The organism is Kribbella qitaiheensis, from assembly GCF_014217565.1.
GTDB classification, from domain to species: domain Bacteria; phylum Actinomycetota; class Actinomycetes; order Propionibacteriales; family Kribbellaceae; genus Kribbella; species Kribbella qitaiheensis_A.
Genome location: NZ_CP043661.1, coordinates 7,186,604 through 7,209,040 on the forward strand (window position 1 = coordinate 7,186,604; position 22,437 = coordinate 7,209,040).

Annotated in this window: 17 protein-coding genes and 1 riboswitch; of the genes, 8 read left to right on the plus strand and 9 right to left on the minus strand. The window is 68.3% G+C overall.

Features of this window, described 5'->3' with window-relative positions; genetic code table 11:
* Nucleotides 1-39: 39 nt before the first annotated feature.
* The 7 genes from F1D05_RS34155 to F1D05_RS34185 all read left to right on the plus strand — a co-directional run bounded on the left by F1D05_RS34155 (nt 40) and on the right by F1D05_RS34185 (nt 7,830).
* Nucleotides 40-819 carry a 3'(2'),5'-bisphosphate nucleotidase CysQ gene (locus tag F1D05_RS34155; RefSeq protein ID WP_185444424.1) on the plus strand — a complete coding sequence of 260 codons (780 nt, stop codon included), beginning with the start codon at nt 40-42 and terminating at the stop codon, nt 817-819.
* The gene (cysD, locus tag F1D05_RS34160; protein WP_185444425.1) at nt 816-1,721 is read left to right on the plus strand and encodes a sulfate adenylyltransferase subunit CysD; all 906 of its coding nucleotides are present in this window, start codon (nt 816-818) and stop codon (nt 1,719-1,721) included. The genes F1D05_RS34155 and cysD overlap by 4 nt, the downstream gene beginning before the upstream one ends.
* Nucleotides 1,722-1,729: 8 nt before the next feature.
* Nucleotides 1,730-2,974, plus strand: a complete 1,245-nt coding sequence (gene cysN / locus F1D05_RS34165) for a sulfate adenylyltransferase subunit CysN (RefSeq protein WP_206686431.1) — start codon at nt 1,730-1,732, stop codon at nt 2,972-2,974.
* Complete coding sequence (pssD, locus tag F1D05_RS34170; RefSeq protein ID WP_246486192.1) at nt 2,971-3,444, plus strand: PssD/Cps14F family polysaccharide biosynthesis glycosyltransferase; 474 nt, start codon at nt 2,971-2,973, stop codon at nt 3,442-3,444. Before cysN ends, pssD begins: the two co-directional genes overlap by 4 nt.
* Nucleotides 3,441-3,986, plus strand: a complete 546-nt coding sequence (locus F1D05_RS34175) for a glycosyltransferase (RefSeq protein WP_185444426.1) — start codon at nt 3,441-3,443, stop codon at nt 3,984-3,986. The genes pssD and F1D05_RS34175 overlap by 4 nt, the downstream gene beginning before the upstream one ends.
* Nucleotides 3,987-4,374: 388 nt before the next feature.
* Nucleotides 4,375-4,544: riboswitch (cyclic di-AMP (ydaO/yuaA leader) on the plus strand.
* Nucleotides 4,545-4,549: 5 nt separating this feature from the next.
* Complete coding sequence (locus F1D05_RS34180) at nt 4,550-6,343, plus strand: DUF7594 domain-containing protein (protein WP_185444427.1); 1,794 nt, start codon at nt 4,550-4,552, stop codon at nt 6,341-6,343.
* Nucleotides 6,344-6,639: 296 nt separating this feature from the next.
* Nucleotides 6,640-7,830 (plus strand): hypothetical protein, encoded by a 1,191-nt coding sequence (locus F1D05_RS34185; RefSeq protein WP_185444428.1) that lies wholly within the window; start codon nt 6,640-6,642, stop codon nt 7,828-7,830.
* 106 nt (nt 7,831-7,936) lie between these two features.
* Here the strand turns inward: F1D05_RS34185 and F1D05_RS34190 are convergent, their stop codons facing one another.
* Genes F1D05_RS34190 through F1D05_RS34230 form a run of 9 tightly spaced genes read right to left on the minus strand, consistent with a single transcriptional unit; the run spans nt 7,937 to nt 18,664 of the window.
* Complete coding sequence (locus F1D05_RS34190) at nt 7,937-9,280, minus strand: RCC1 domain-containing protein (protein WP_185444429.1); 1,344 nt, start codon at nt 9,278-9,280, stop codon at nt 7,937-7,939.
* Nucleotides 9,277-10,878, minus strand: a complete 1,602-nt coding sequence (locus tag F1D05_RS34195; protein WP_185444430.1) for a lipopolysaccharide biosynthesis protein — start codon at nt 10,876-10,878, stop codon at nt 9,277-9,279. The genes F1D05_RS34190 and F1D05_RS34195 overlap by 4 nt, the downstream gene beginning before the upstream one ends.
* The gene (locus tag F1D05_RS34200; protein ID WP_185444431.1) at nt 10,878-12,557 is read right to left on the minus strand and encodes a hypothetical protein; all 1,680 of its coding nucleotides are present in this window, start codon (nt 12,555-12,557) and stop codon (nt 10,878-10,880) included. Before F1D05_RS34200 ends, F1D05_RS34195 begins: the two co-directional genes overlap by 1 nt.
* 13 nt (nt 12,558-12,570) lie before the next feature.
* A complete protein-coding gene (locus F1D05_RS34205; protein WP_185444432.1) occupies nt 12,571-12,837 on the minus strand; it encodes a hypothetical protein in 267 nt (88 codons plus the stop codon).
* Complete coding sequence (locus F1D05_RS34210) at nt 12,834-13,787, minus strand: glycosyltransferase family 2 protein (protein WP_185444433.1); 954 nt, start codon at nt 13,785-13,787, stop codon at nt 12,834-12,836. Before F1D05_RS34210 ends, F1D05_RS34205 begins: the two co-directional genes overlap by 4 nt.
* Nucleotides 13,787-15,097 carry a hypothetical protein gene (locus F1D05_RS34215; RefSeq protein WP_185444434.1) on the minus strand — a complete coding sequence of 437 codons (1,311 nt, stop codon included), beginning with the start codon at nt 15,095-15,097 and terminating at the stop codon, nt 13,787-13,789. Before F1D05_RS34215 ends, F1D05_RS34210 begins: the two co-directional genes overlap by 1 nt.
* Nucleotides 15,094-16,008 carry a sulfotransferase family protein gene (locus F1D05_RS34220; protein ID WP_185444435.1) on the minus strand — a complete coding sequence of 305 codons (915 nt, stop codon included), beginning with the start codon at nt 16,006-16,008 and terminating at the stop codon, nt 15,094-15,096. Before F1D05_RS34220 ends, F1D05_RS34215 begins: the two co-directional genes overlap by 4 nt.
* Nucleotides 16,005-17,234 (minus strand): hypothetical protein, encoded by a 1,230-nt coding sequence (locus tag F1D05_RS34225; RefSeq protein WP_185444436.1) that lies wholly within the window; start codon nt 17,232-17,234, stop codon nt 16,005-16,007. The genes F1D05_RS34220 and F1D05_RS34225 overlap by 4 nt, the downstream gene beginning before the upstream one ends.
* Nucleotides 17,231-18,664 (minus strand): hypothetical protein, encoded by a 1,434-nt coding sequence (locus F1D05_RS34230; RefSeq protein WP_185444437.1) that lies wholly within the window; start codon nt 18,662-18,664, stop codon nt 17,231-17,233. The genes F1D05_RS34225 and F1D05_RS34230 overlap by 4 nt, the downstream gene beginning before the upstream one ends.
* 388 nt (nt 18,665-19,052) lie before the next feature.
* Between F1D05_RS34230 and F1D05_RS34235 the strand changes: the two genes are divergently transcribed.
* Nucleotides 19,053-22,409 carry a PKD domain-containing protein gene (locus F1D05_RS34235; protein ID WP_185444438.1) on the plus strand — a complete coding sequence of 1,119 codons (3,357 nt, stop codon included), beginning with the start codon at nt 19,053-19,055 and terminating at the stop codon, nt 22,407-22,409.
* Nucleotides 22,410-22,437: the final 28 nt, after the last annotated feature.

The window sequence follows — 22,437 nt, forward strand, 5'->3', positions numbered from 1 at the left end:
CTGCCGGACCGGCACTGTGGAATGACGAAGGGGGATCGAATGGCGACCAGGGAAGACGGCGAACTGGCCGTAGAACTAGCCGCCGCCGCAGGGGAGCTACTGCTCGAGCTGCGCGCGACCGCGCTGTCGGGTCGGGAGCTGGGTGCCCGCGGTGATGAACTCGCGAACGACCTGCTGATCGGAGGGCTGGCCGAGCGCCGCCCGGACGACGCGGTACTGAGCGAGGAGTCCGCGGACACCACCGCGCGACTGTCGGCCGACCGGGTCTGGATCATCGACCCGCTGGACGGCACCAGGGAGTACGGCGAAGACGATCGGTCCGACTGGGCTGTCCACGTCGCGCTCTGGGAGAACGGCGAGCTGGCGGCCGGTGCAGTCGCGCTGCCGGCCCAGCAGATCGTCCACGACACGAACGATCCGAGGCTGCTGCCGCCTCGACCGGACGGTCCACTACGGATCGCCGTCAGCCGTAGCCGCCCGCCGGCCCTGGTCGAGTACCTGGCGACCGAGCTCGGCGCGGAGCTGGTCCCGATGGGCTCGGCCGGCGTCAAGGCCACCGCCGTACTGCGGGGTGAGGTCGACGCCTATGTCCACGCCGGCGGCCAGTACGAGTGGGATTCCGCGGCGCCGGTCGTCGTCGCCCAGGCAGCCGGATTGTTCTGCAGCCGGATCGACGGTTCGCCGCTGCGCTACAACCAGCCGAGCCCGAAGGTGCCGGACCTGCTGGTATGTCGCCCGGAGATCTCTGCCAAGCTGCTGGCTGCCATTGCCAGCCAGCCAGAGAACCAGGAAGCAGCCGCGGAAGTGAGAGTCGCGTGAGCCGGAACTACCAGTTGACCCAACTGGAAACCCTGGAGTCCGAAGCGATCTACATCTTCCGCGAGGTGGCCGCCGAGTTCGAGCGACCGGTGCTGCTGTTCTCCGGCGGCAAGGACTCGATCGTGATGCTCCGGCTCGCGCAGAAGGCGTTCCACCCGGCCCGGATCCCGTTCTCGGTGATGCACGTCGACACCGGGCACAACTTCCCCGAGGTGCTGGAGTTCCGCGACCGCCGGGTCGCCGAGGCCGGCGTACAGCTCGTCGTGGCCAGCGTCCAGGAAGCCCTGGACCGCGGCCTCGTCCAGGCCCCGCCGGACGGCACCCGGAACAGGATCCAGACGCCGGTCCTGCTGGAGGCGCTGGAGAAGCATCAGTTCACCGCGGTCTTCGGCGGCGCCCGCCGGGACGAGGACAAGGCCCGGGCCAAGGAGCGGGTCTACTCGTTCCGCGACGAGTTCGGCCAGTGGGACCCGAAGAACCAGCGGCCCGAGCTGTGGAACCTGTACAACGGCCGGATCCATCTGGGCGAAAGCATCCGGGTGTTCCCGCTGTCGAACTGGACCGAGCTGGACATCTGGCAGTACATCGAGCAGGAAAAGCTCGACCTGCCGTCGATCTACTACGCGCACGAGCGGACCGTCTTCGACCGCAACGGAATGTTGTTCGCGGCCAATGAATTCTGCCCGCCGAAGCCCGGCGAGGAGACCTTCACCGCGATGGTCCGGTATCGCACGGTCGGCGACGCGTCGCTGACGGCCGCGGTCCTGTCGGACGCCGACACCGTCGCGAAGGTCATCGACGAGGTGGCCAGCACCAGGATCACCGAGCGCGGCGCGACCCGTGGCGACGACAAGTTCAGCGAAGCCGCGATGGAAGACCGCAAGCGGGAAGGGTATTTCTGACCGTGGACATCCTCAGACTGGCCACGGCCGGATCCGTCGACGACGGCAAGAGCACCCTGATCGGGCGGCTCCTCTACGACACCAAGTCGGTCTTCACCGACCAGATCGAGTCGGTCGAGCGGGCCAGCCGCGAGCGCGGTGACGACTACGTGAACCTGGCTCTGCTGACCGACGGACTGCGGGCCGAACGGGAGCAGGGCATCACGATCGACGTGGCCTACCGGTACTTCGCGACGCCGCGGCGCAAGTTCATCGTCGCGGACACCCCGGGCCACATCCAGTACACCCGCAACATGGTGACCGGTGCGTCGACCGCCGACCTCGCGCTGATCCTGGTCGACGCACGGAAAGGCCTGCTGGAGCAGAGCCGCCGGCACGCCTTCCTGGCAACCCTGCTGCATGTCCCGCACCTGGTGCTGTGCGTGAACAAGATGGACCTGGTCGACTACTCCGAAGAGGTCTTCGAGGAGATCCGCGCCGAGTTCACCCAGTTCGCCGCCAAGCTGGATGTCGGCGACCTCACCATCATCCCGGTGTCCGCACTGGCCGGCGACAACATCGTCCACCGCTCGACCACCATGAGCTGGTACGAGGGGCCGAGCCTGCTGCACCACCTGGAGAACGTGCACGTGGCCAGCGACCGGAACCTGATCGACGTCCGGTTCCCGGTGCAGTACGTGATCCGCCCGCAGTCCGACCAGTACCGCGACTACCGCGGGTACGCCGGTCAGGTGGCCGGTGGCGTCCTGAAGCCCGGCGACGAGGTGATGGTGCTGCCGTCCGGTTTCACCACGACGATCCGCTCGATCGAGACGGCCGACGGCCCGATCGACGAGGCGTTCCCGTCGATGTCGGTGACGATCCGGCTGACCGACGAGATCGACATCTCCCGGGGTGACATGATCTGCCGGGTGAACAACGCTCCGTCGGTCACCCAGGACATCGACGCGATGATCTGCTGGATGGACGACGTCCCGCTGCGGCCGGGCCAGAAGCTCGCGATCAAGCACACCACCCGGTCGGCCCGCGCGATGGTCAAGGACCTGCAGTACCGGCTGGACATCAACTCGCTGCACCGTGACATAGCGGCCGATCACCTGGGCCTGAACGACATCGGCCGGGTCCGGCTGCGGACCACCCAGCCGCTGCTCTGCGACGAGTACAAGCGGAACCGCTCGACCGGTGGCTTCGTGCTGATCGACGAGGCGACCAACCGCACCGTCGGGGCCGGCATGGTGAACGAGGCCCGGTGAGCACGAGCGAGCCCGCGACGATCCGGGTGCTGATGGTCTGTTCCAGCGGCGGTCACCTGGCCCAGCTGATGACGCTGAGGCCGTGGTGGTCGCAGCGGGACACAGCCTGGGTGACGTTCCCGACCGAGGACGGCCGATCGCTGCTGGCGGGGGAGCGGACGTACTTCGCGTACTACCCGACCACCCGCAACATCAAGAACCTGATCCGCAACACGCTGCTCGCGGTCCGGGTGATGCTCAAGGAGCGCCCCGACGTGGTCGTCACCACCGGCGCGGGCGTCGCCTTGCCGTTCTTCGTACTGGCCAGGCTGGGCCGGATCCCGACCGTCTACATCGAGGTCTTCGACCGGATCGACCACGCCACCCTGACCGCCAAGCTGTGCCGCCCGTTCACCACCCGGATGCTGGTCCAGTGGGACGAACAGAAGGACCTGTACGCCGGGTCGACCGTGGTCGGGAGGCTGCTGTGAGCGAGCTGGACGTGCTGGTCATCCTCGGCACCGACCACCACCACTTCGATCGCCTGGTGGGCTGGCTGGACGACTTCCTCGAGCAGCCCGGCAACGAGTCCCTGCGGGCTCTCGTGCAGCTCGGGGACACCGCTCCGCCACACCGGGCCGAAGGCATCGGCATCGTCGCGTACGACGAACTGCAGCGCCTGATGCGGCGGGCGACGGCCGTCGTCACGCACGGCGGTCCGGCCACGATGCTGGAGGTTCGCAAGCAGGGCCGCAAGCCGTTGGTCGTGCCCCGGGACCCCGCGCTGGGCGAGCACGTGGACCAGCACCAGCAGGAGTTCTCCCGCCGGATGGGCAAGCTCGGCCTGATCACCCTCTGCGAGGAGCGTGGGGCCTTCCTGGACACGTTGGCGGCCATTCTGAAGGACCCGGACGCCCATGCGGTGTCCGGGCAGGAGAACGAGCGTGACAGAGCGCAAGTGACCGCCGCGGTCGCGGCGACCGGGAGCATCATCGACCGGCTGGCGACCGGTCATCGTCGCAAAAAGCGCTGAATCATTCGTTTGAACTGCCTGCAAAACAATCGTTTCAGCTTCGGAAATGAGCCGGAAAGCGGTTCCGGAATTTATCCGGCCGGCCCCGGCCGATGGGCTTCCTGAGTAAAGAGTTCGTTTAAATCTCAGCCCAGATTCAGATCGAATCAATGCGATGAGTGTCCGGATACCCGGACTTCTTCTACGTTACGTAACGATTCAGCTTGTTATCTAGCTGTAATACTACTCTCCGTAGTTTCGTCACGGAACGTGCAGGTTAAGCCGCTGCGGGTGCCCTTGAGCACTCCCCGGAGTTCTGCATAAGCTCACCGCGCCTGGCCGGGCTGGGGATGGTCAGGTCCCACCAAATCGCCGACTCGCAACGCCGAGCTCCGCCCTCCGGGTCGACGATCACCTACCACCCAGCAATAGAGGGCGGAAGTGGGGGACCCACAGGTTCCCGGGCCGAACGGACGTCAAACGTCCGGGCAGGCTCTTGGGGCGAAGCCGCGAAAGCGACCGGGTAATACTTCCGACCCGAGCCCGACAGCTAACCTCACAGGCGTGCAGGAAGGACAGCCCCCATGCGGGATGAAATCTCCCGTAGGTATGCACGACATCGTGCTGCCGTTCCCTCCGACGTACTGAACGAACCGGTCGCAAAAGCGGGCCGGCGGACACTGATCCCGATCGTCGCGGCGATCGCGATCCTGTTAGGTACCACCGGGCTGGGCGTCGCGGCGCTCAACAAGCCCACCAAGCTCCCTGCGCCTGTCGCCGTCTCGGCCGCGGCCGACGCTTACGTCTCCAGCAAGTCCAGCACCCAGCGTCATGGCTGGTCCTCCCGGCTGGTGGCGAAGAAGAACGAGGCATCGATCCTGGTGCGCTACACGGTTCCCCCGGTGGCAGCAGGGATCGACCGCCAGGCGACGCTGGTCCTGCACCGGCTGACGCAAGGCACGCCGGGCAAGATCACGGTCTCCACCGGCTCCGCCGGCTGGGCCGAGAACGTCACCTACGCGACCGCGCCGACGGCAGCCGGTACGCCGATCGCGACCGTGGCGGACGACGGCAAGTCGGCCGAGCTGCGGATCGACGTGTCGTCGGCGGTGACCGATGCCGGCGTACTGAACCTGGCCCTCACCCAGCCGGACGGCGCCAACTACGCCGTCTTCGGCGCCCGTGAGTCAGGCCGCAACGAGTCGAAGCTGGAGATCAGTTACGTCCGCCAGGGTGACGGCCCGACGCCGTCCATGCCCACCTCGGCGCCGACGAAGCCGAATCCGACCACTCCGACGACGGGTCCGACCTCGGTTCCGACGAAGCCGACCACGGCTCCGACGAAGCCGACCACGCCGACCCAGCCGCCGACGTCCACCCCGACGTCGACCCCGACGTCGACGCCGACCTCGACGCCCACCGCAGGTCCGGGTTGCTCGGTCTCCGCGCTACTGGTGCCGTCGTGTGGCGCCTGGTTCGGTGCCGCCGCGAACCCGCTGGGCAGCGAGTCGTGGGACACCGCACTGCCGGCGTTCGAGTCCACCGTCGGCCGGACGGTCGACATCGCCCACTACTACAACTCGAGCCCGAAGGTCTTCCCGAGCGCGGACATGATCAAGCGGGCCCGGGAGCCAGGCAAGAAGCGGATGCTGCTGCTGAACTGGAAGCCCGAAATGGGCCGTACCTGGGCCCAGGTGGCGGCCGGTGACCCGGCGGTGGACGCGGCGATCGATGCCGAGGCCAAGTACCTGAAGTCGACCTTCCCGGAGAAGTTCTTCCTCGGAATCCACCACGAGCCGGAGGACGACGTGAAGCCGGCCGCCGGATCGGGGATGACGGCCAAGGACTACAAGGCGATGTACCGGCACGTGGCGCTGCGGCTGAAGGCCGGCGGCGTGACGAACGCGGTGTTCGTGATGAACTACATGGGAACGCCGCACTGGGGCTCGCAGTCCTGGTTCGCCGATCTCTACCCCGGTGACGACGTCGTCGACTGGATCGCGGAGGACCCGTACATCTTCGGGACCTCCAAGGACTGGTGGACCGACTTCGCCAGCGCGGTCGACCGCAAGGACACCTACACCTACCCGAACTGGCCGGGCTTCTACACGTGGGCGACCACGAAGCACCCGGGCAAGCCGATCATGCTGGGTGAGTGGGGTATCAACGAGCAGACGACCTTCGGCAAGACGAAGGCCGACATCCTCAACACGGTCGACGAAGGCCTGGCCAAGCGGCCGGCGATCAAGGCGCTGGTGTACTGGAACGAGACGAAGTTCGACCCGGTCGGTGAGACCAGGCTGGACTCGTCGAGTACGGCCAGGTCCACCGCCCAGCAGGTACTGGACAGCGGTCCGCTGGCCCGCAGGCTGAACTAGCCCTCCCCAGGGGTGGCCAGGCCTTGCCTGGCCCTCCAACCGCCCTCCCCGGGGTGCCAGGGTCCGCCCTGGCACCCCACCCGAAGCCCCCGGGCCTCCAGAAGGCCTGGGAACCGGGACTGGCCCAACCCCCGAGGGGCCAGTCGCCCGGGGAGGCGTCTGAGCCCATCCCCCATGGGTTCAGACGCCGCGCAGTACCAGGTCCCGCGGGGTGCATCCGCCCCCACTCACCCCGCGGGACACTGGGGGCGCCCTCAATCACCCTTTTCCGGGGCTCTTGGCAGTAACATGCAGTGATGAAAGAGCCGAGCAGGGGGCGAGGCTGGAACCGGTGGTTCATGACCGCGGCGGTGTCTACCGGCGCGATCGCTGTCGGTCTGGTGAGCTGTGCACTGGTTTCCGACCACGATGGCCAATCCGGTGGCGGCACCGTGGTCCCTACGACGAGCCCGCCGGGCACTCCACCCGGTACGCCGGGAACGCCCGGCACCCCGGGAACACCTGAGACCCCCGGTACGCCGACTCCGACGCCCGGTTGCGGTGTCACCGAGCTGCTGGTGCCGAAGTGCGGAGTCTGGTTCGGCGCGGCCGCGAACCCGATCGGTAGCGAGACCTGGGACGAGGCACTGCCCGACTTCGAGAACGTGATCGGGCAGCCGGTCGACATCGCCCACTACTACAACTCCAGCCCGTCGCTGTTCCCGTCCTCCAACATGATCAAGCGCGCCCGCGAGCCCGGTAAGAAGCGGATGCTGATGCTCAACTGGAAGCCGGAGATGGGCCGGACCTGGGCCGAGGTGGCGGCCGGCGACAAGGTCGTCGACGCGGCGATCGATGCCGAGGCCACCTACCTCAAGACGACCTTCCCGGAGAAGTTCTTCCTGGTGATCCACCACGAGCCCGAGGAAGAGGTCCAGCCGAAGGCCGGTTCCGGGATGACCGCCAAGGACTTCAGCGCGATGTACCGGCACGTGGCCGAGCGGATGCGCGCGAACGGCGTGACGAACGCGATCTACGTGATGAACTACATCGGCACGCCGCACTGGGGCTCGCAGCCCTGGTTCGAGGACCTGTACCCCGGTGACGACGTGGTGGACTGGATCGCCGAGGATCCCTACATCTTCGGAAACAACCCGGTTTGGGGCAGCGGCCTCGGCCGCGCTGTGAACCGCACCGCCGGCGACTTCCCGAAGTGGCCCGGCTTCTACACCTGGGCGACCAAGAAGCACCCGGACAAGCCGATCATGCTCGGCGAGTGGGGTGTCGACCGGAAACTGGGCGAGACCAAGCGGAGCGCCATCTTCGGAGCCATCCCGGCCCAGCTGAAGCCGTACCCGCAGCTCAAGGCGCTGGTCTACTGGAACGAGACCGAGTTCGGCACCGTCGGCGAGACCCTGCTCGGGCCCGACGACCCGTCGGTCAAGATCCTCAGCAAGGTCATCGACGAGCTGCCACTCAAGCCACCGGACGTCCCCAAGCAGAAGTAGGGCTAGTGCCCCGAGTCCGAAGTTCTTTGACGTGGACCGGCGCCCAAGCACCCCGATGCACGCACCTGAACACCGCCCACTGTCAAACAACTTCGAACTCGGGGCACTAGCGCAGCGCGATCAGCAGGTGCCGTCGGCCCGCGCCGATGGCGGTGACCCAGCTTGGCGGCGGTACGCCGTTCTCGACCGTGACCGGTCCGGGCTTGCTCCGGTCGGTCCGGTCGCTGGTGGCCAGCTGGCCGCGTCCGTTGGCCCCCCACGTCATCATCGTGCCGTCCGTCAGCACCGCGACGCTGTACCCCTCACCGGCCACGACATGCTGCACACCAACGAGTTTCGGGTCCTTGCCGCGACCGCGGACCTGGGTGGCGTACGCACGCGTCTTCAGCGTGCCGTCCCCGAGCTGACCACCGTTGTTGCGGCCCCAGCCCACCACCGTGCCGTCCTTGAGCAACGCCAGCGTGTGCTTCTCCGCCGTCGAGATCTCGATCGCGCCTGTCAACGGCCGCCCCGGCGCCATCAGCACCTCGCGGGCGAAGTTCCGGGCGGTGGCGGTCCCGTCGCCCAGCTGGTTGACCTCGTTCCGTCCCCACGCGACGACGTGCCCGTTCCCCAACAGGGCAACGGCATGCTGCCCGCCGATCGCGACCGCCCGTACGCCGGTCAGCGGCGCCCGGCCGGCCCCGGTGACAACTACCGGCAGCTTGGCAACCGCAGGAGCCGAGGAGCCGAGCTGGCCGTAGGTGTTGTCACCCCAGCCCAGCACGGTGCCTTGATCGGTGAGCGCAAGCTCGCTGCCGCCGTCCACCGAGATGGCCCGTACGCCGGTCAGCGGCCCTGATGCGGTCGGGTTCAGCACGACGCTGGGCGTCAGCGGATCCGGAGTGATGTCGGCGTTGCCACGCTGGCCGGAATTGTCCCGGCCCCAGACGACCACGGTGCCATCCTTGCGCAGGGCAACGGACGTGTTGGAGTCGGCGGCGATGTCGGTGACGCCGGTCAACTGGCCGGGCGCACCGTCCGGGGCACGCACGTACGCCGGTTGGGCCGTCGCCGCGCGACTGCCGTTGCCGAGTTGCCCGTCGTCGTTGGCTCCCCAGGACAGCACCCGGCCGTCATGGCGTAGTGCGAGCGAGTGTTGCTCGCCGGCCGCAAGGTGCACGATTCCGACCAGGTTCTGCCCCGCCGAGTCCACGACCGGACCGAAGCTCGTCCGGATCCCGGTCGGTGCCGAGCGGCCCAGCTGGCTGGCGTCCGAGAAGCCGGTCGACAGCACCAGGCCACCCGTGTTCGCCGGGCCGGCCGCACTGGGTGCGGCCAACGGCTCCGCCTGCGCACAGCCCGACATCCCGACCACGGCCAAGGCCAGTAGGGCGACCGCGGACCGCACCCCGCCGGAGCGGTGAAGGATCGCAGCGGTGGGGAACGGCGAGGAAGAGCTAGAGGTCATGACGTCTCTACCGGCTTCGCTTCTGCGGCCGGTAGGGTGCCGGCCAGGTCGGGGGTACGACGGCGCCGCAGCATCGCGGTGAATGCCGTCAGCGCGAGTTGGTCGCGCAATTTGTACAGCGCCCCGAGGTAGGCGACGGCCCCGAGTGCCAGCACCAGGACAAGCAGCCCCTCGGACGGGTCGCCGGCGAGTTGGAGCAGTTGAGCGGGTACGGCGAAGCAGACCAGTGCCAGCCCGCCGACGTACACCGACAGCCGGCTGAACGGCAGCCAGTGCAGGTTGCTGATCACCTGGATCATGCCGAGCACGTTCCGCACCACGATCGCGGCCGCCCACGCGGTGGCCGCGCCGATGATGCCGATCTTCGGGATCAGCAACAGGTTCAGGCCCAGGTTGACGCCGAGCGCGACCAGGCTGTTGACCAGGCTGAGCCCGCTCCGCCCGGCCATCAGCAGGATCAGGTCCACCGGTCCACCGGCCGCGGCCAGCAGCGCGGCGATCGCCAATACCACGACGACGCCATGGCCGCTGCTGTACGTCGAACCGCCGAACAGGTGCAGCAGCATCGGCGCAAGAGCCAAGCAGGCAAGGAAGAACGGCCAGGTGAGCGACATCGTCCAGGCAGTGATGGTCTGGAAGACCCGCTTGGTCTCCTTGTGGTCACCAGAGGAGAGCAGTGCGCTCGTGTGCGGCGCGGCTACCTGCTGGATCGCCTGCGTACCGAGCTGCCCGAGCACGAACAGCCGGGTCGCGACCGTGTAGACAGCGGCCTCGGCAGGGGAGCGGAACGCCGCGATGAGCACGATGTCCGCCCGCTGCAGGATGCTCTGGCTGATCCGCGAGATCACCCGTGGCCAGGTGTAGACGGCGTACTCGCGCCAGAGCGCCTTCCGGGTCGACGCCACCTGCCCGAGGCCCCGGCGGGCGATCAGGCGGTGCTCGATCTTCACGAACCAGGCGACCGCGACAACGGCGCCGACGAAGTACGGGCCGGCCCACGCGATGGTGAGTCCACCGAGACCCGCGTTGGCGGCGACAGCGACAAGGATGCAACCGACCTGCAGCAGCGCGCGGCCGACCTTGTCGACCAGCACGGTCGGCCTGATCGTGGCGAGCCCGCGGGTAGCCGACAGAGCCGTGTTCATCACCGCTGCCAGCGGGATACAGACAGCCAGTACTACGACCGCCTGCTTGGCGCCGGCATCAGCGTCACCGAGAACCATGTCGGCGACCTGGTCGCGCAGCAGGATCAGTACAGCTCCCACCACGGTGCCGCCGGCCAGTGAGACCAGGGCGGCCAGCCGGACCGTCGTTCGCGCGTCGGCCAGCCGGTCCTCGACCAGGAAGTGCGGAAGGAACTTCGACAACGACACGTCGGAGCCGAGCTCGGCGACCGCCGCGACGATGAGGAACACCGAGGTCAGCGCGAACAGCCCACCGGCGACGGTCGCCTCGGTGGACCGGGTGACGACCCAGGTCAGCAGCAGGGTGAGGATCGCACCGCCGGCGGTGCCGACCAGGTTGGCCGAACCGCCGCGGGCGATCTTCGTCAGGCTGGCCGGAGGTGCGTCAGTCGTTTCGGACAGCGGAACGGCCACTACATCATTCTCCGCGACGGCGCGAAGTCGGTCTCGTCACCGTCGTCCGTGTCATCGTCGACCTCGGCGAACCAAGGTGTCGGCGCCGGCGTGGCCGGTACGTCGGCCGAGTCGGCGGGCAGCGGCTTCGGACCGATCGGCGTGGTGCTGGTCAGATGACCGTTCGTCGCCGAGCCGTGGGTGGGTCCGTTGCTCGAAGAACCGTTCACGGCCGCGCGCTTGGCCGAACCGTTCAGCGGTGCGTCGATCTTCGGGATCTCCTCGGTCCGCGCGTCCACCGCGGCCACAGCTCGCCTGGCCTTCGGCGCCGGCACCAGTCCTTCCGGAGTTCGGGCGACCGGGACGGCCGCCGGAGTCGCCGCGGGTGCGGCCGGAACAGCCTCCGGAGCAGCGACGGGAAGGTCGGCGACGCTCTCGTCGGCGACGTTCTGGTCGACCACGTTCTCGTCGTGCTTCGTGCGGTGCAGCAGGCCGTGCTTCTCCGGGGCGTCGAGCACGATGCCGGCCAGCTTGGCACCGCCACGCGTGACCGCGTCGGCCGCGTGCTGGAGCTCCGTCGTCGTGGTGTGCCCGAGGCTGACCAGGATCACCACGTCGGTGCACAGGTCAGCCAGCGTCAGGGTCTCCGGCGCCGAAGCAAGCGGCCCGGCCACCAGCAGCCAGCGGCAGCCCGGGATCAGCATGTCGAGGAAGCCCCGCATCTGCGGCGATGCCAGCTTGTCGACCGATCCCGTGTGCTGGACACCGGCCGGGACGAACCGCAGGCCGGGCTGGTACTCCTTGGCCACCTCGTAGGGCTGAGCACCGTCGGACAGCACCTCGGCCAGGCCCTTGAGCTTGGTCGTCTGGGTCGCCTCGGTGAGCTCGCCGTCAGTGTCCACCAGCGTGACGCTCTGGTCCGCGCGGGCCAGAGCGGCCGCCAGAACCAGGGGAGTGGTGGTGTGCGACTCGACTGCGCTCGCCGGGACGAGCAGCACCGCGCCGCCGTCCGGGCTGGTCACACCCAGCACGCTGCGGAGCAGCCGCGAGCCGTCGGGCAGCTCGGCATTCACATCGGACAACAGAGCGGCCGGGCGGGCGACCGACGTCGTGATGACCGTGCTCAGCACCGGGTAGCCCAGTGCCTTCACATCGTCGGCAGTGCGCAGCTTGCGGTCGTTCAGCGAACGCCAGACGGCGAACACGAGACCGAGCAGCAGGCCGAGTCCGGCACCGGCGGCCGGCAGGATCCAGCCCGGCAGTCCGGCGGCACTGCCCGGCACCGTCGCCGGCGACAGCACCTGACCAGGGTCGCCCTGGAACAGCCGGAGGTCGCTGATCTGGCTCTCCAGCTTGGAGGCCTCGGCGGTCGCCGCGTCCACCCGCTGCTGGGCAAGCGCACGGGCGGGCGACCCGGCGGCGGTCTTGCCGAGCGCGGTGACGTTGCGCGTGAGCACCGACTGGTTCGCAGTACGGGCGTTGGTCAGGTTGTTGATCTTGGCCTGCACCCACTGGGCCGCACGCCGTTCGCGGGCGACTAGGTAGGCGTTGGCGAAGGCGTTCGCACCGTTGCGCGCAGTCACCGGGGTGATGTCGCTGTAGGCGACCTCGAGGACCTGGGAGTTCGGCGGGTTGGTCACGGCGAGCTGCTCGACCAGCGCGGCGACCGAGGAGTTGCTGCGCAGCGACGCCTTGGCCAACTGGGCGACGGCGTCAGAGCTGACCAGCTGAGCCTCGGTGCCGAGGTTCGCGAGGTTCTGGCCGCGGGTGCCGGGCGCGTACGGGTTGCCGTCGGCCCGGCTCGACCAGCACGGTCGCCGTCGCGGTGTAGGTGGCCGGCTGCTGGGCCGAGGCGAGGTAGCCCAGACCGGTGCCGATCACCAGCAGCAGCGCGACGATCGGCAGTCGCCGAGCCACACCTACCCAGCTGAACCGGCTGGCCAGCGCTTGCTGGCTCGTCTCTTCCATCGTGCTACTCATATTCCCCGCCCTCTCGCGTTCGCCCATTGCAGAACTCTGTTCGCCGGCACGACCCCAGATGCGATCGCCAGCGCGAGATATCCGCGCTTCTCACCAGGTGCCAGACGGAGAGCTCGCAGAGCCCACCGCGATGAATCCGAGCGGCGGTGCAACGCTGCATACGCCACCGCTTTCTGACCGTAGATCCGGGCCAGTCCCCGTGGGCTTTCCCTGATCACAGCATGTTTGTCGACCATATAGTCCAACGCTTCGATGATGACGGCCCAGCGCGCGGTGTAGAAGGAGCCCGGGTGCCAGAGCACCTCGACCAGAGGCTTGCTCACCACTGCCACCTTCTCCGCGGCCAGTGCCCGCAGCATCCAGTCGTAATCCTCGGCGTACCCACCGGGAAGTTCTTCGTCGACCCAGCCGATCCGGTCGAACGCAGCCCGCGATACCAGCACGGTGGACGGATGCGCTTCCATCACCCGGCGACGGGCCAGCTCTGCCACCGTCACGTCGGCCGGGCTGGGCACCCGCACGTGCCGCTGGTCGCCGATGGTGATCTCGATTCCGCAGACCGACAGGCCAGCGTCGGTCGCGGTCAGCATCGCCACCTGGGTGCTCAGCTTCTCCGGCTTCCAGCTGTCGTCGTCGTCGCAGAACGCGAGCAGCTCACCGCTGGAGCCGGTCACCCCGCTGTTGCGGCCGCCGGGCAGACCCGGTGCTCGCGTGTTGCTGATCACCTTCAGCGTCCGCTGGCCGGCCTGGCCGGTCAGCGGAAGATCCGCCTCCAGGCCGGTCTCGGGCTCGCTCTGGTCGTAGACGACGACCATCTCCACCGCGCCCGGGTAGTCCTGGGCGGCGATCGAGGCGAGTGCCTTTCGGAGCAGCTCCGGCCGGTTCCGTGTCGCGACCACGACGCTGACCGTCGGTACCGCGGTGCCGGTCGGCACGGGGGGTGTACTCATCAGGTGCTCCTTCTCAGCACTGCGGGCATGAACCGGCCGTCCGGAACGGCGAACCGGGTCAGCAGGACAACTCCTTGGACGGTCGCGCCGACTTCGGCGGCGCGGTGCACGGCATTGATCAACGCTCGCTGCCGGGTGCGCGGGGTGACGATCAGTACGACGTTCCCGGTCAGGGCGGCGAGCACCGAGCCCGGCTCGCTGGTGACGCCCTCGCCGGTCACGAGCACCGTGCTCGCGTGGTGCGGATCGAGTGCCGGGATCGTGTCGGCGGGCAGGACGGACCGGTCCACCACCCGGGACTCCCGGCCGTGTGAGCGCAGGGCCGCCGACAGCTGATCCGCGGCGGACCTCTCGGCCTCGCCCGGCTCGCGGTCGGGTGGCGCGACCATCACCGCGCCGGCGCCGATCCCCAGTACGCCGACGGTGATCGGGTCCCAGGTGTGGACCCGGATACCGGGCGGCCCGAACCAGTGCTTCGGCAGCGTCACCACAGACCGGCCCGGAACCAGCCGGGACACGTCCGAGGCGCGGCCGAGCCGGGTCGAACGGATGTAGGCGACCAGCAGACCGGCAAGCCCGCCCAGCACCAGTCCGTCGACCGGCGGGACGAACGGGTTGATCTGCCGGGCCTTGGTGGTGCCACCGATCCGGAGCACCTGTCCGGGGTAGGCGCTGGTCGTGCGGACCTGCCGGGACTCGGTCTGCCGAGCCGCGATCTGCTGTGCGATCGCCAGCCGGCTGGCCTTCTGCTCGGCGATCTTGCCGGCGTTGGACTTGCCCTTGATGACGGTGTCGTCCAGCTTGGCGTTCAGCGTGGCGATCTGCTGGCCGATCAACTCGACCCGGTTGTCCCGGCGGGCCTCCAGGTCGGTGCGGCGCAACTGCAGATAGGTCTCGGTCATCGTGGCCGCGCCCTTCTGGGCGGCGACCTTGTCGGTGGAGTTGTAGGTGACCTTGAGGACCTTGGTGGTCGGTACCGCCGCCAGGTGCAAGTGGGCCCGGATGTTCTGCTCGCCGGTGGCTTTCCGGGTCGCGTCCAGCACCGGTTCGGAGACCAGCCGGGATGCCTCGGTGTCGATGGTGAACCACTTCGCGCCCACCTCGCCCTTGCGGGCCAGATAGAGCGGAACGTCCGAGACCAGCACGGACGAGGTGGAGGAGTAGACCTTCGGCGTACGGATCGTCCAGGCCACACCGATCGTCGCGCCGACCAGCGCGCAGACGCCGACGGCCACCAGCCCCCTGCGAATCGCACGCAGGTAGGCGGACAGCTCGATGGCGTCGACGCGCGCCGGACGGCCGGGCTTCACCGGCGCCAGCTCGGCGGCTGACCGAGGAGCTCGGTCAGCTCGGTGTCGGAGGTCTCGAACCCGGCCAGCAGCCGCTCCCGCAGGGCAGCCGGCATCGGCTTGCTCGGCCGCGCGTTCGCCTGCTCGACCTTCGCCGGATTGTGCACCGGCAGGCCGAGCCACTCCTGCAGCTTGGCGAACTGCTCGACCGGCTGGTCGAAGAACCGGTTCGCGTCGATCACGAAGACCTGCTCCGGCGACAGCGCCTGCTGCAGCCGGACGATCTGCCCGGCGTACTGGCCACGCCCGATGTAGGCGTGGTGGCGGTGATGGAAGCTCTGGTACGACGGGTCGGCGTGCATCCGCTCGACCTCGCCCGCGAGTCGCTCGTTCTCCAGCGCCAGCGCGGTCTCGAAGTCCTCGGTCTCGAAGCCACGGGCCAGCTCGTGCTTGTACGCCGAGAAGGCGCGCTCGACCGGGTCGCGGACCAGCGTCACCACCTTCACGTCGGGCAGGTGCTTGGCGATCCGGTCGGCCGCGAGCGGGTGGAACATGTAGTACCCGCTGCTGTCGAAGGTCATCGGCTTGCCGACCTTCCTGGTCCGCGCGGCGGCGACCGGGGAGACCGGGAAGTGCCCGTGGTACCAGGACCAGGGGTTGTCGTAGCCGACGTCGAAGTACCCGATTCCCTTGTGGAACAGGGGTCGCACGATGGCGGGGTGCTCGACCAGGAGCCGGTAGAGCGTCGTCGTACCGCAGCGCTGAGCGCCGGCGACGATGAAGTCCGGCAGCATCCGCACACCCGCCGTGGCCCGTCCGACGGCCCTGGTGGCCTTGCGGATCGCGTCCTGCGTTCCGTCGGGCAACACGTCCCGGGTAGAACGCAGTACTGCGGTGCGCTTTGCGGCCAGGCCGGTCTTGGCGGTGCTCATCGGGTGGCTCCCTTCGGAGTCGGCGCGGACAGCCGCCGACTGTGCGTGGTCAATGCCTCGAGCACGGTCTCGGTAGTGGGCCGGATGACCTCGCCCTGGTCGCCTTGACTGCCGACCAGGTACCGCGCGGTGATGGACGCCAGGTAGAGCACGCCAAGCAGTTCCTGCGCGGGCGGTGGGCAGGCCGGGTGGTGCATGAACGGACTGGCCAGAGCGGTGTCGATCACCTCGGCCGAGAAGCCGGCCGCCCGCGTACTGGTGTGCAGCACGTAGTGGATCCGGTCCAGCCCAGCCGGTACGCCGGTGGCGAACCGTTCCCAGTCCCACAGTTGCAGCCGGCCCCGGCGCATCCCGAGGTTCCACGGCGCGAAGTCTCCGTGCCAGGCGGTGAGCCGGACCTGGTCATCGCCGTGACTCTGACCGACGCGATCCAGAGCTTCCTTGTACGCCGTACGCAGCCGTGCGTCGTCGACCTGATCGGCGATGTCGATCAGCTCCTGCCAGTACGCCGACTGGCCGAGTCCAGCCGAACCCTCGTCGAACCGGTCGTACAGCTCGTCGAGCGCAGCCAGCGGCGGCTGCAGCAGGGGTCCACCGGCAGGGCGGACAGCAGTGTCGAGTGCGGAGATGACCAGCAACTCCAGGCCTTGCCAGTTGCCGAGGTGGAGCAGCGCGGGGAGCTCCAGCAGGCGCCAGTCCTGCTTGGCCAGCTCGGCCAGTGCGGCGCCCTCCTGCTGGACGAGGCCCGCGGTCAGCTCGGAGTCGCCTACTTTCACGTAGGCGATACAGCGGCCGCTGCGGTCGAATGCTTGCAGGATCGGCTTCTGGTTGGCCCGCAGTGAACCGACACCCAGGCCGACCACCACCTCGGTGCCGAGCACCTCGGACAGGTGCTGCTCGATCGAGGTCTCACCACCCGGGCGCGGCGTCATCCGGATCCGGTCGGCCAGCAACCCTTCGGCACCGGCCCGCAGGGCCAAGGAGCCGACCAGCCGGACAGCGCGCTCCTTGCTGGACAAAGCGCGGCTGAAGCGGCGTAGCCCGCTCGCGGCCGCGGCGGGACGGCCCGCGGGCACGAGCAGCCGCGGCGAAGCCATCGACGGAACGAAGATCAACTCCCGGGCCGCTCTGTCCCGGCGGCGGTTCCGCAGCAGGGCGACGTCGTGGCCCGGCCAGAGCCGGGCCACCGTCCGCACGAGGCGGTCGACGTTCTGGTCCGCGCTCATCGGGCCGTCACCTCCACTCGCGTCTCCTTGACCGGCGTTTCCTTCACCGTCGTCAGCCGAGCGGCCTGGCGGTCGCGGTCGGCGCGCCACATCAGGGCAAGCGCGATCATCAAGGTGAACAGTGGTGCGCCCAACGTGTCGTAGACGAAGATCTCGATCAGGAAAAAGATGATCAGGGCCACTCCGATCATCGCGACCGGATCGCGGCTGCGGACATGCCGCGCGAACCGGATGACGAAGAAGGCCAGGAACACTATGGTGCCAAGGAACCCCTGGGCGAAAATCACCAGCCACAAGTGTCCCTGGGTGCCGAACGGCGGCACGGCGCAGGCCGGGCAGCCGAGGGTGGCGCCACCGGCGATCGAGCCGAAACTACCTTCCACGTCACGGGTATTGCCGAATCCGATCAGCGGCGAACCCTTCACCGTCGACTCGATCGTCTTGACCGCCAGCTCGCCGCGGCGCTCGTTGCTGTGCTGGTGGGCGAACCGCTCGCTGACCATGGTCGGCAGCGGCGACAGCAGTGCCCCGACCACCATCAGCACCCCGACCGGCGCCAGCCAGGCGACGGCGTTGAAGCCGCGGAGGCGGATCACCTGCACGACGGCGTACAACATGCCGATCACCAGGACGCCCCACAGGCCCCGGTTCAGCGAGTAGACGACCGGGATCGCGGCGACCACGAGGATCAGCGGGGCCGCGATCTTGCGCCAGCCGGCGTCGCGGCCGAACCAGGAGTACAGGAAGAACGGCAGATAGAAGGAGAGGTTGGATCCCCACGAGTTCGCGTACGAGAACGGCGCCCGCGGCCGGGGCTGCGCGAACCCGAGCACGCTCTGGATGTCGGCCGTGGCCGGGTGGATCAACGCGTGCACGAAGCGGTTGGTGGCCGCCGAATGCGGCAGCACCAGCTCCAGGAACGACTTGAACTCCAGATGCGGGGCGACCACACCGAGCAGGCCGCCGAACGCGGTGATAACGAACATGTAGGCCAGCAGCCGGACCACCTTGGCGGTGGGCAGATCGGCCTGGCTGGTATTGCCGACGTACAACAAGACGATCGTGACCGTGAGGTACCAGATCAGCCGGAAGCTGTACGTCAGCAGGGTGTTGCCGAGCGGACTCAGGTTGCTGAACGGCGCGTCGGTGGTGAGCATGGTGCCGCTGACCAGGACCACGGCCAGGAACCCGATCCACCAGCCGAAGCCGCGCGGCGCGATCACCGTCCGCCCTCTGATCAGTGACCAGGCCATCGGGATCGCGGCCAGGAAGAAGGCGAACTCGGTCAGCCCGAGCACCCACCACAGCGGAAAGCCCAGGAACAGCACGGACAGCGGCCAGCCCGCCGACCAGCGTCGGCGCCGGCGCGGCCCCGCGGCCGCGGTGACGCTGACGGCGTCGGTGCCCGCGGCGACGTTCGGTGACGACAACTGAATTCCCCCACCCGATATCTGAGCCAACGTTCCGCCCCCCGGCACACTGGCTCCCCCACGGAGAGGATAGGCGCAGGGCGAGCAGATCGCCAATGAGCGGTGACCATTTCGGCACCTGTCTGTGACGAGCAGGTGTCCAGGAGCTGGCCGGGAGGCGAGAAACGGCCGATTTTCGTCACTGAGTGTGACATTTTGGTGTCCTGAAGTTCTTTGTAACGCTATTTCACGCCGTCGGCAAGCGATTTGTGGATGAACTGATGCAGGAAAACGCTTCGAGGGTGTTTACTGTCCGACCAAGGGGACCTGGCCTACCACTGGTACGCCGGGCAACGGTGTGCCCGACACGGCCTTCTGCGTGCCGGCCCGGGCAAGGGGAGGAAACACTGTGCGTAAGTCTGTTGTCTGTCTGCTCGTAGCTCTGGTCACAGGGCTGGCGGGCTTCGTGGTCTTCCTGGCGCCGTCGGCCGATGCCGTCCACGTCAGCCAGGACCGCCTGGTCAGCGACGATCCGGCCAACTGGACGCCCAACGTGCTGGACGGATCGGTCAAGTCGATCCAGCAGTTCGGCGACCGGATCATGATCGGTGGAGATTTCTCCCAGATCCAGTCCAAGGACGGGACGACCACCTACACCAGGCACAACCTGGCCGCGTTCAACGCGACCACCGGTCTGATCGACGAGACCTTCGTGCCCGACCCGGACGGTGAGGTCTCGACGATCATCCCGGCCGAGGACGGGGTGAACGCCTACGTCGCTGGATACTTCAACAACATCTCCGGTGGCGGTTCGGCCAGCCTGGCCAAGATCAACATCCTGACCGGTGCCCGGGTCGGCGGCTTCAAGGCGCCGAAGCTGAACGGCCGGATCAAGGACCTGCGGCTGACGAACGGGCGGCTCTGGATCGCAGGCCTGTTCACCACCGTGGCCACCATTCCGCAGACCGGACTGGCGACCGTCAATCCGACCACGGGTGCCTACGACCCGTACATGACGCTACAGATCGCCGGCGTGCACCACGGCGGCATCACCACCGTGATGAAGATCGACGTCACGCCGGACGGCAGCGAGCTCGTTGCCATCGGCAACTTCGACACCATCTCCGGGGTCAAGCACCACCAGGCGTTCATGCTGAACCTGACCGGTGCCACGGCAGCCGTCGAGAACTGGCAGACGAACTTCTACAACACCGCCTGCTCGAGCAGCTTCGAGACCTACATGCGTGACCTCGACATCGCGCCGGACGGCTCGTACTTCGTCATCTCCACCACCGGCGCGTACGGCGGCTCGATGATCGCCTGTGACTCGACCGCGCGGTGGAACATCGACTCCCGTGGCTCCGCGCTGACGGCCAAGTGGATCGACAACACCGGCGGCGACACGACGTACGCGGTCGCCATCACCGGCACGGTGGTCTACACCGGCGGCCACGCCCGCTGGCAGAACAACCCCTTCGCGGCGGACAACCCCGGCCAGGGGGCGGTCTCCCGGCCCGGTATCGCGGCGCTCGACCCGATCAACGGCCTGCCGCTGTCGTGGAACCCGACCAGGGACCGCGGTGTCGGCGTCTTCGACCTGCTGCCGACCCCGGCCGGACTGTGGGTCGGTTCGGACACCGACCGGATCGGCGCCTCGGAGTACCACGCCCGGATCGCGTTCTTCCCGCTCACGGGTGGCGGCACGATCCCGCTGGGTAACACGCCGACCCTGCCGAACAACCTGTTCGTCGCCGGTCGCCGGGGCGGGAACATTCTCCTCCCGACCTACGACAACACGATCAGCAAGTCGTCGTACAACGGCACCACCGCATCACCGCTCACCTCGGTGCCCGCCGGTGGCATCACCTGGAGCAACAACCGGGGCGCGTTCATGCTCAACGGCCAGCTGTACGCCGGCTGGTCCAACGGAACGTTCGACCGGCGCACCTTCGACGGCACCACCTTCGGGGCACCGACCGCGGTGAACACCGGTGACCTGCTCACCAACATGTCCACCTGGCACAGCAGTGAACAGCCGAACATCACCGGGATGTTCTTCAACTCGGGGCGGATCTACTTCACCCGGTCCGGTCAGTCGAACCTGTACTACCGGTACTTCACCCCGGAGAGCGACGTGGTCGGCGCGAACGTCTTCACCGCGACCGGCAACGTCACCGGTATCACCTGGTCGACCGTCACCGGCATGTTCCTGGCCGGCAACCAGCTGTACTGGGCCCAGTCCGGTGACAGCACGCTGCGGCGGATGACCTTCAACCCCGCGACCGGTGCACCAGTGGCCGGCACAGCAGTCACGCTGAACACGGGCGGCATCGACTGGCGCTCCCGGACGCTGTTCCTCTACCAGGACCCGACCGGTCAAGGCCCGAACCAGTTGCCGACGGCCCAGGCCGCGGTCAACTGCACCGATCTGGACTGCACCTACTCCTCGGCCGGTTCGTCCGACCCGGACGGCACCATCGCGTCGTACGCGTGGACCTTCGGTGACGGCGGCACCAGTACGGACGCCAACCCGTCGCACCACTACGCGGCAGCGGGCACGTACTCGGTCGGTCTGACCGTGACCGACAACCGTGGCGGCACCAACACCAAGACGGTGAGCAAGGTGGTCACGCACGTGAACACGTTGCCGGTGGCCACCTTCGGGGAGTCCTGCAACAGCCTGACGTGTTCGTTCGACGGATCCGCGTCGAGCGACGCCGACGGCCCGATCGCCGGTTACGCCTGGAACTTCGGGGACAGCTCGACCGGCAGCGGCGCGACGACTTCACACACGTACGCCGCCAGCGGGACCTACACGGCCAGCCTCACGGTGACCGACGGCGACGGTGGCACCAACACCACCTCGCACCAGGTCACGGTGACCCGGATCAACCAGGGCCCGACGGCGAGCTTCACCACGAACTGCACCGATCTCGGCTGCAGCGTGGACGGCTCGGGGTCCAACGACCCGGACGGCACGCTGACCGGGTACGCGTGGGACTTCGGTGACTCCACTACCGGCAGCGGGGTGACGACATCGCACACCTACGCGGCAGCGGGGACGTACACCATCGGCCTGACGGTGACGGACAACGACGGCGCGACGGCATCGACCACCAAGTCGGTCGCGGTGGTCGACCCGGCCAAGTCGGTGGACTTCGTCGGAGCCAGCCGGGTCAACGGCAACGCGGCAGCCTTCACCAACACGGTGCCGGCAGCCGTCACAGCAGGGGACACGCTGCTGCTGTTCTTCAGCGACAACGACCCGCTTCCGACCGTCAACGGTCCGGCGGGCTGGACGCAGGTCGAGACGGTGGGCTCCACCAACCAGAACGGCCGGCTGTGGCGGAAGACCGCGACGGCAACCGATGCGGGGACCGCGGTCGCGGTGACCACCTCAGCAGCCACGAAGGCGGATGCCACCCTGCTCGCGTACCGCGGTGCGGCTTCGATCTCCAACTCCGCGACCGGCAGCGAGACGCTCACCCAGGCGGCGCACACCACGCCGACGCTCACCACGGCCACTGTCGGTGGCCGCCTGGTCAGCTACTGGGCGGAGAAGTCGTCGCTCACCACTACGCTGTCCACGCCGGCCGGGACGACCTCCCGGGCGACCAGCACGGGGGCCGGCTCCGGCCGGATCACCGCACTGGCAGTGGACAGCAACAGCCCGGTCGTCCCGGGCACCGTCGGCGGGCTCACCTCGACCGCGGACTCGACGTCTTCCAAGGCGTTGATGTTCACGGTGGTGCTCGCGCCGAACTGACCCCCCACCCCGCAGTACCGGACAGCCG

Coding starts and splice junctions, on each gene's coding strand:
- F1D05_RS34155 (WP_185444424.1), top strand. CDS start 40: ATGGCGACCAGGGAAGACGGCGAACTGGCCGTAGAACTAGCCGCCGCC.
- F1D05_RS34180 (WP_185444427.1), top strand. CDS start 4,550: ATGCGGGATGAAATCTCCCGTAGGTATGCACGACATCGTGCTGCCGTT.
- F1D05_RS34185 (WP_185444428.1), top strand. CDS start 6,640: ATGAAAGAGCCGAGCAGGGGGCGAGGCTGGAACCGGTGGTTCATGACC.
- F1D05_RS34190 (WP_185444429.1), bottom strand. CDS start 9,280: ATGACCTCTAGCTCTTCCTCGCCGTTCCCCACCGCTGCGATCCTTCAC.
- F1D05_RS34205 (WP_185444432.1), bottom strand. CDS start 12,837: ATGAGTAGCACGATGGAAGAGACGAGCCAGCAAGCGCTGGCCAGCCGG.
- F1D05_RS34210 (WP_185444433.1), bottom strand. CDS start 13,787: ATGAGTACACCCCCCGTGCCGACCGGCACCGCGGTACCGACGGTCAGC.
- F1D05_RS34220 (WP_185444435.1), bottom strand. CDS start 16,008: ATGAGCACCGCCAAGACCGGCCTGGCCGCAAAGCGCACCGCAGTACTG.
- F1D05_RS34225 (WP_185444436.1), bottom strand. CDS start 17,234: ATGAGCGCGGACCAGAACGTCGACCGCCTCGTGCGGACGGTGGCCCGG.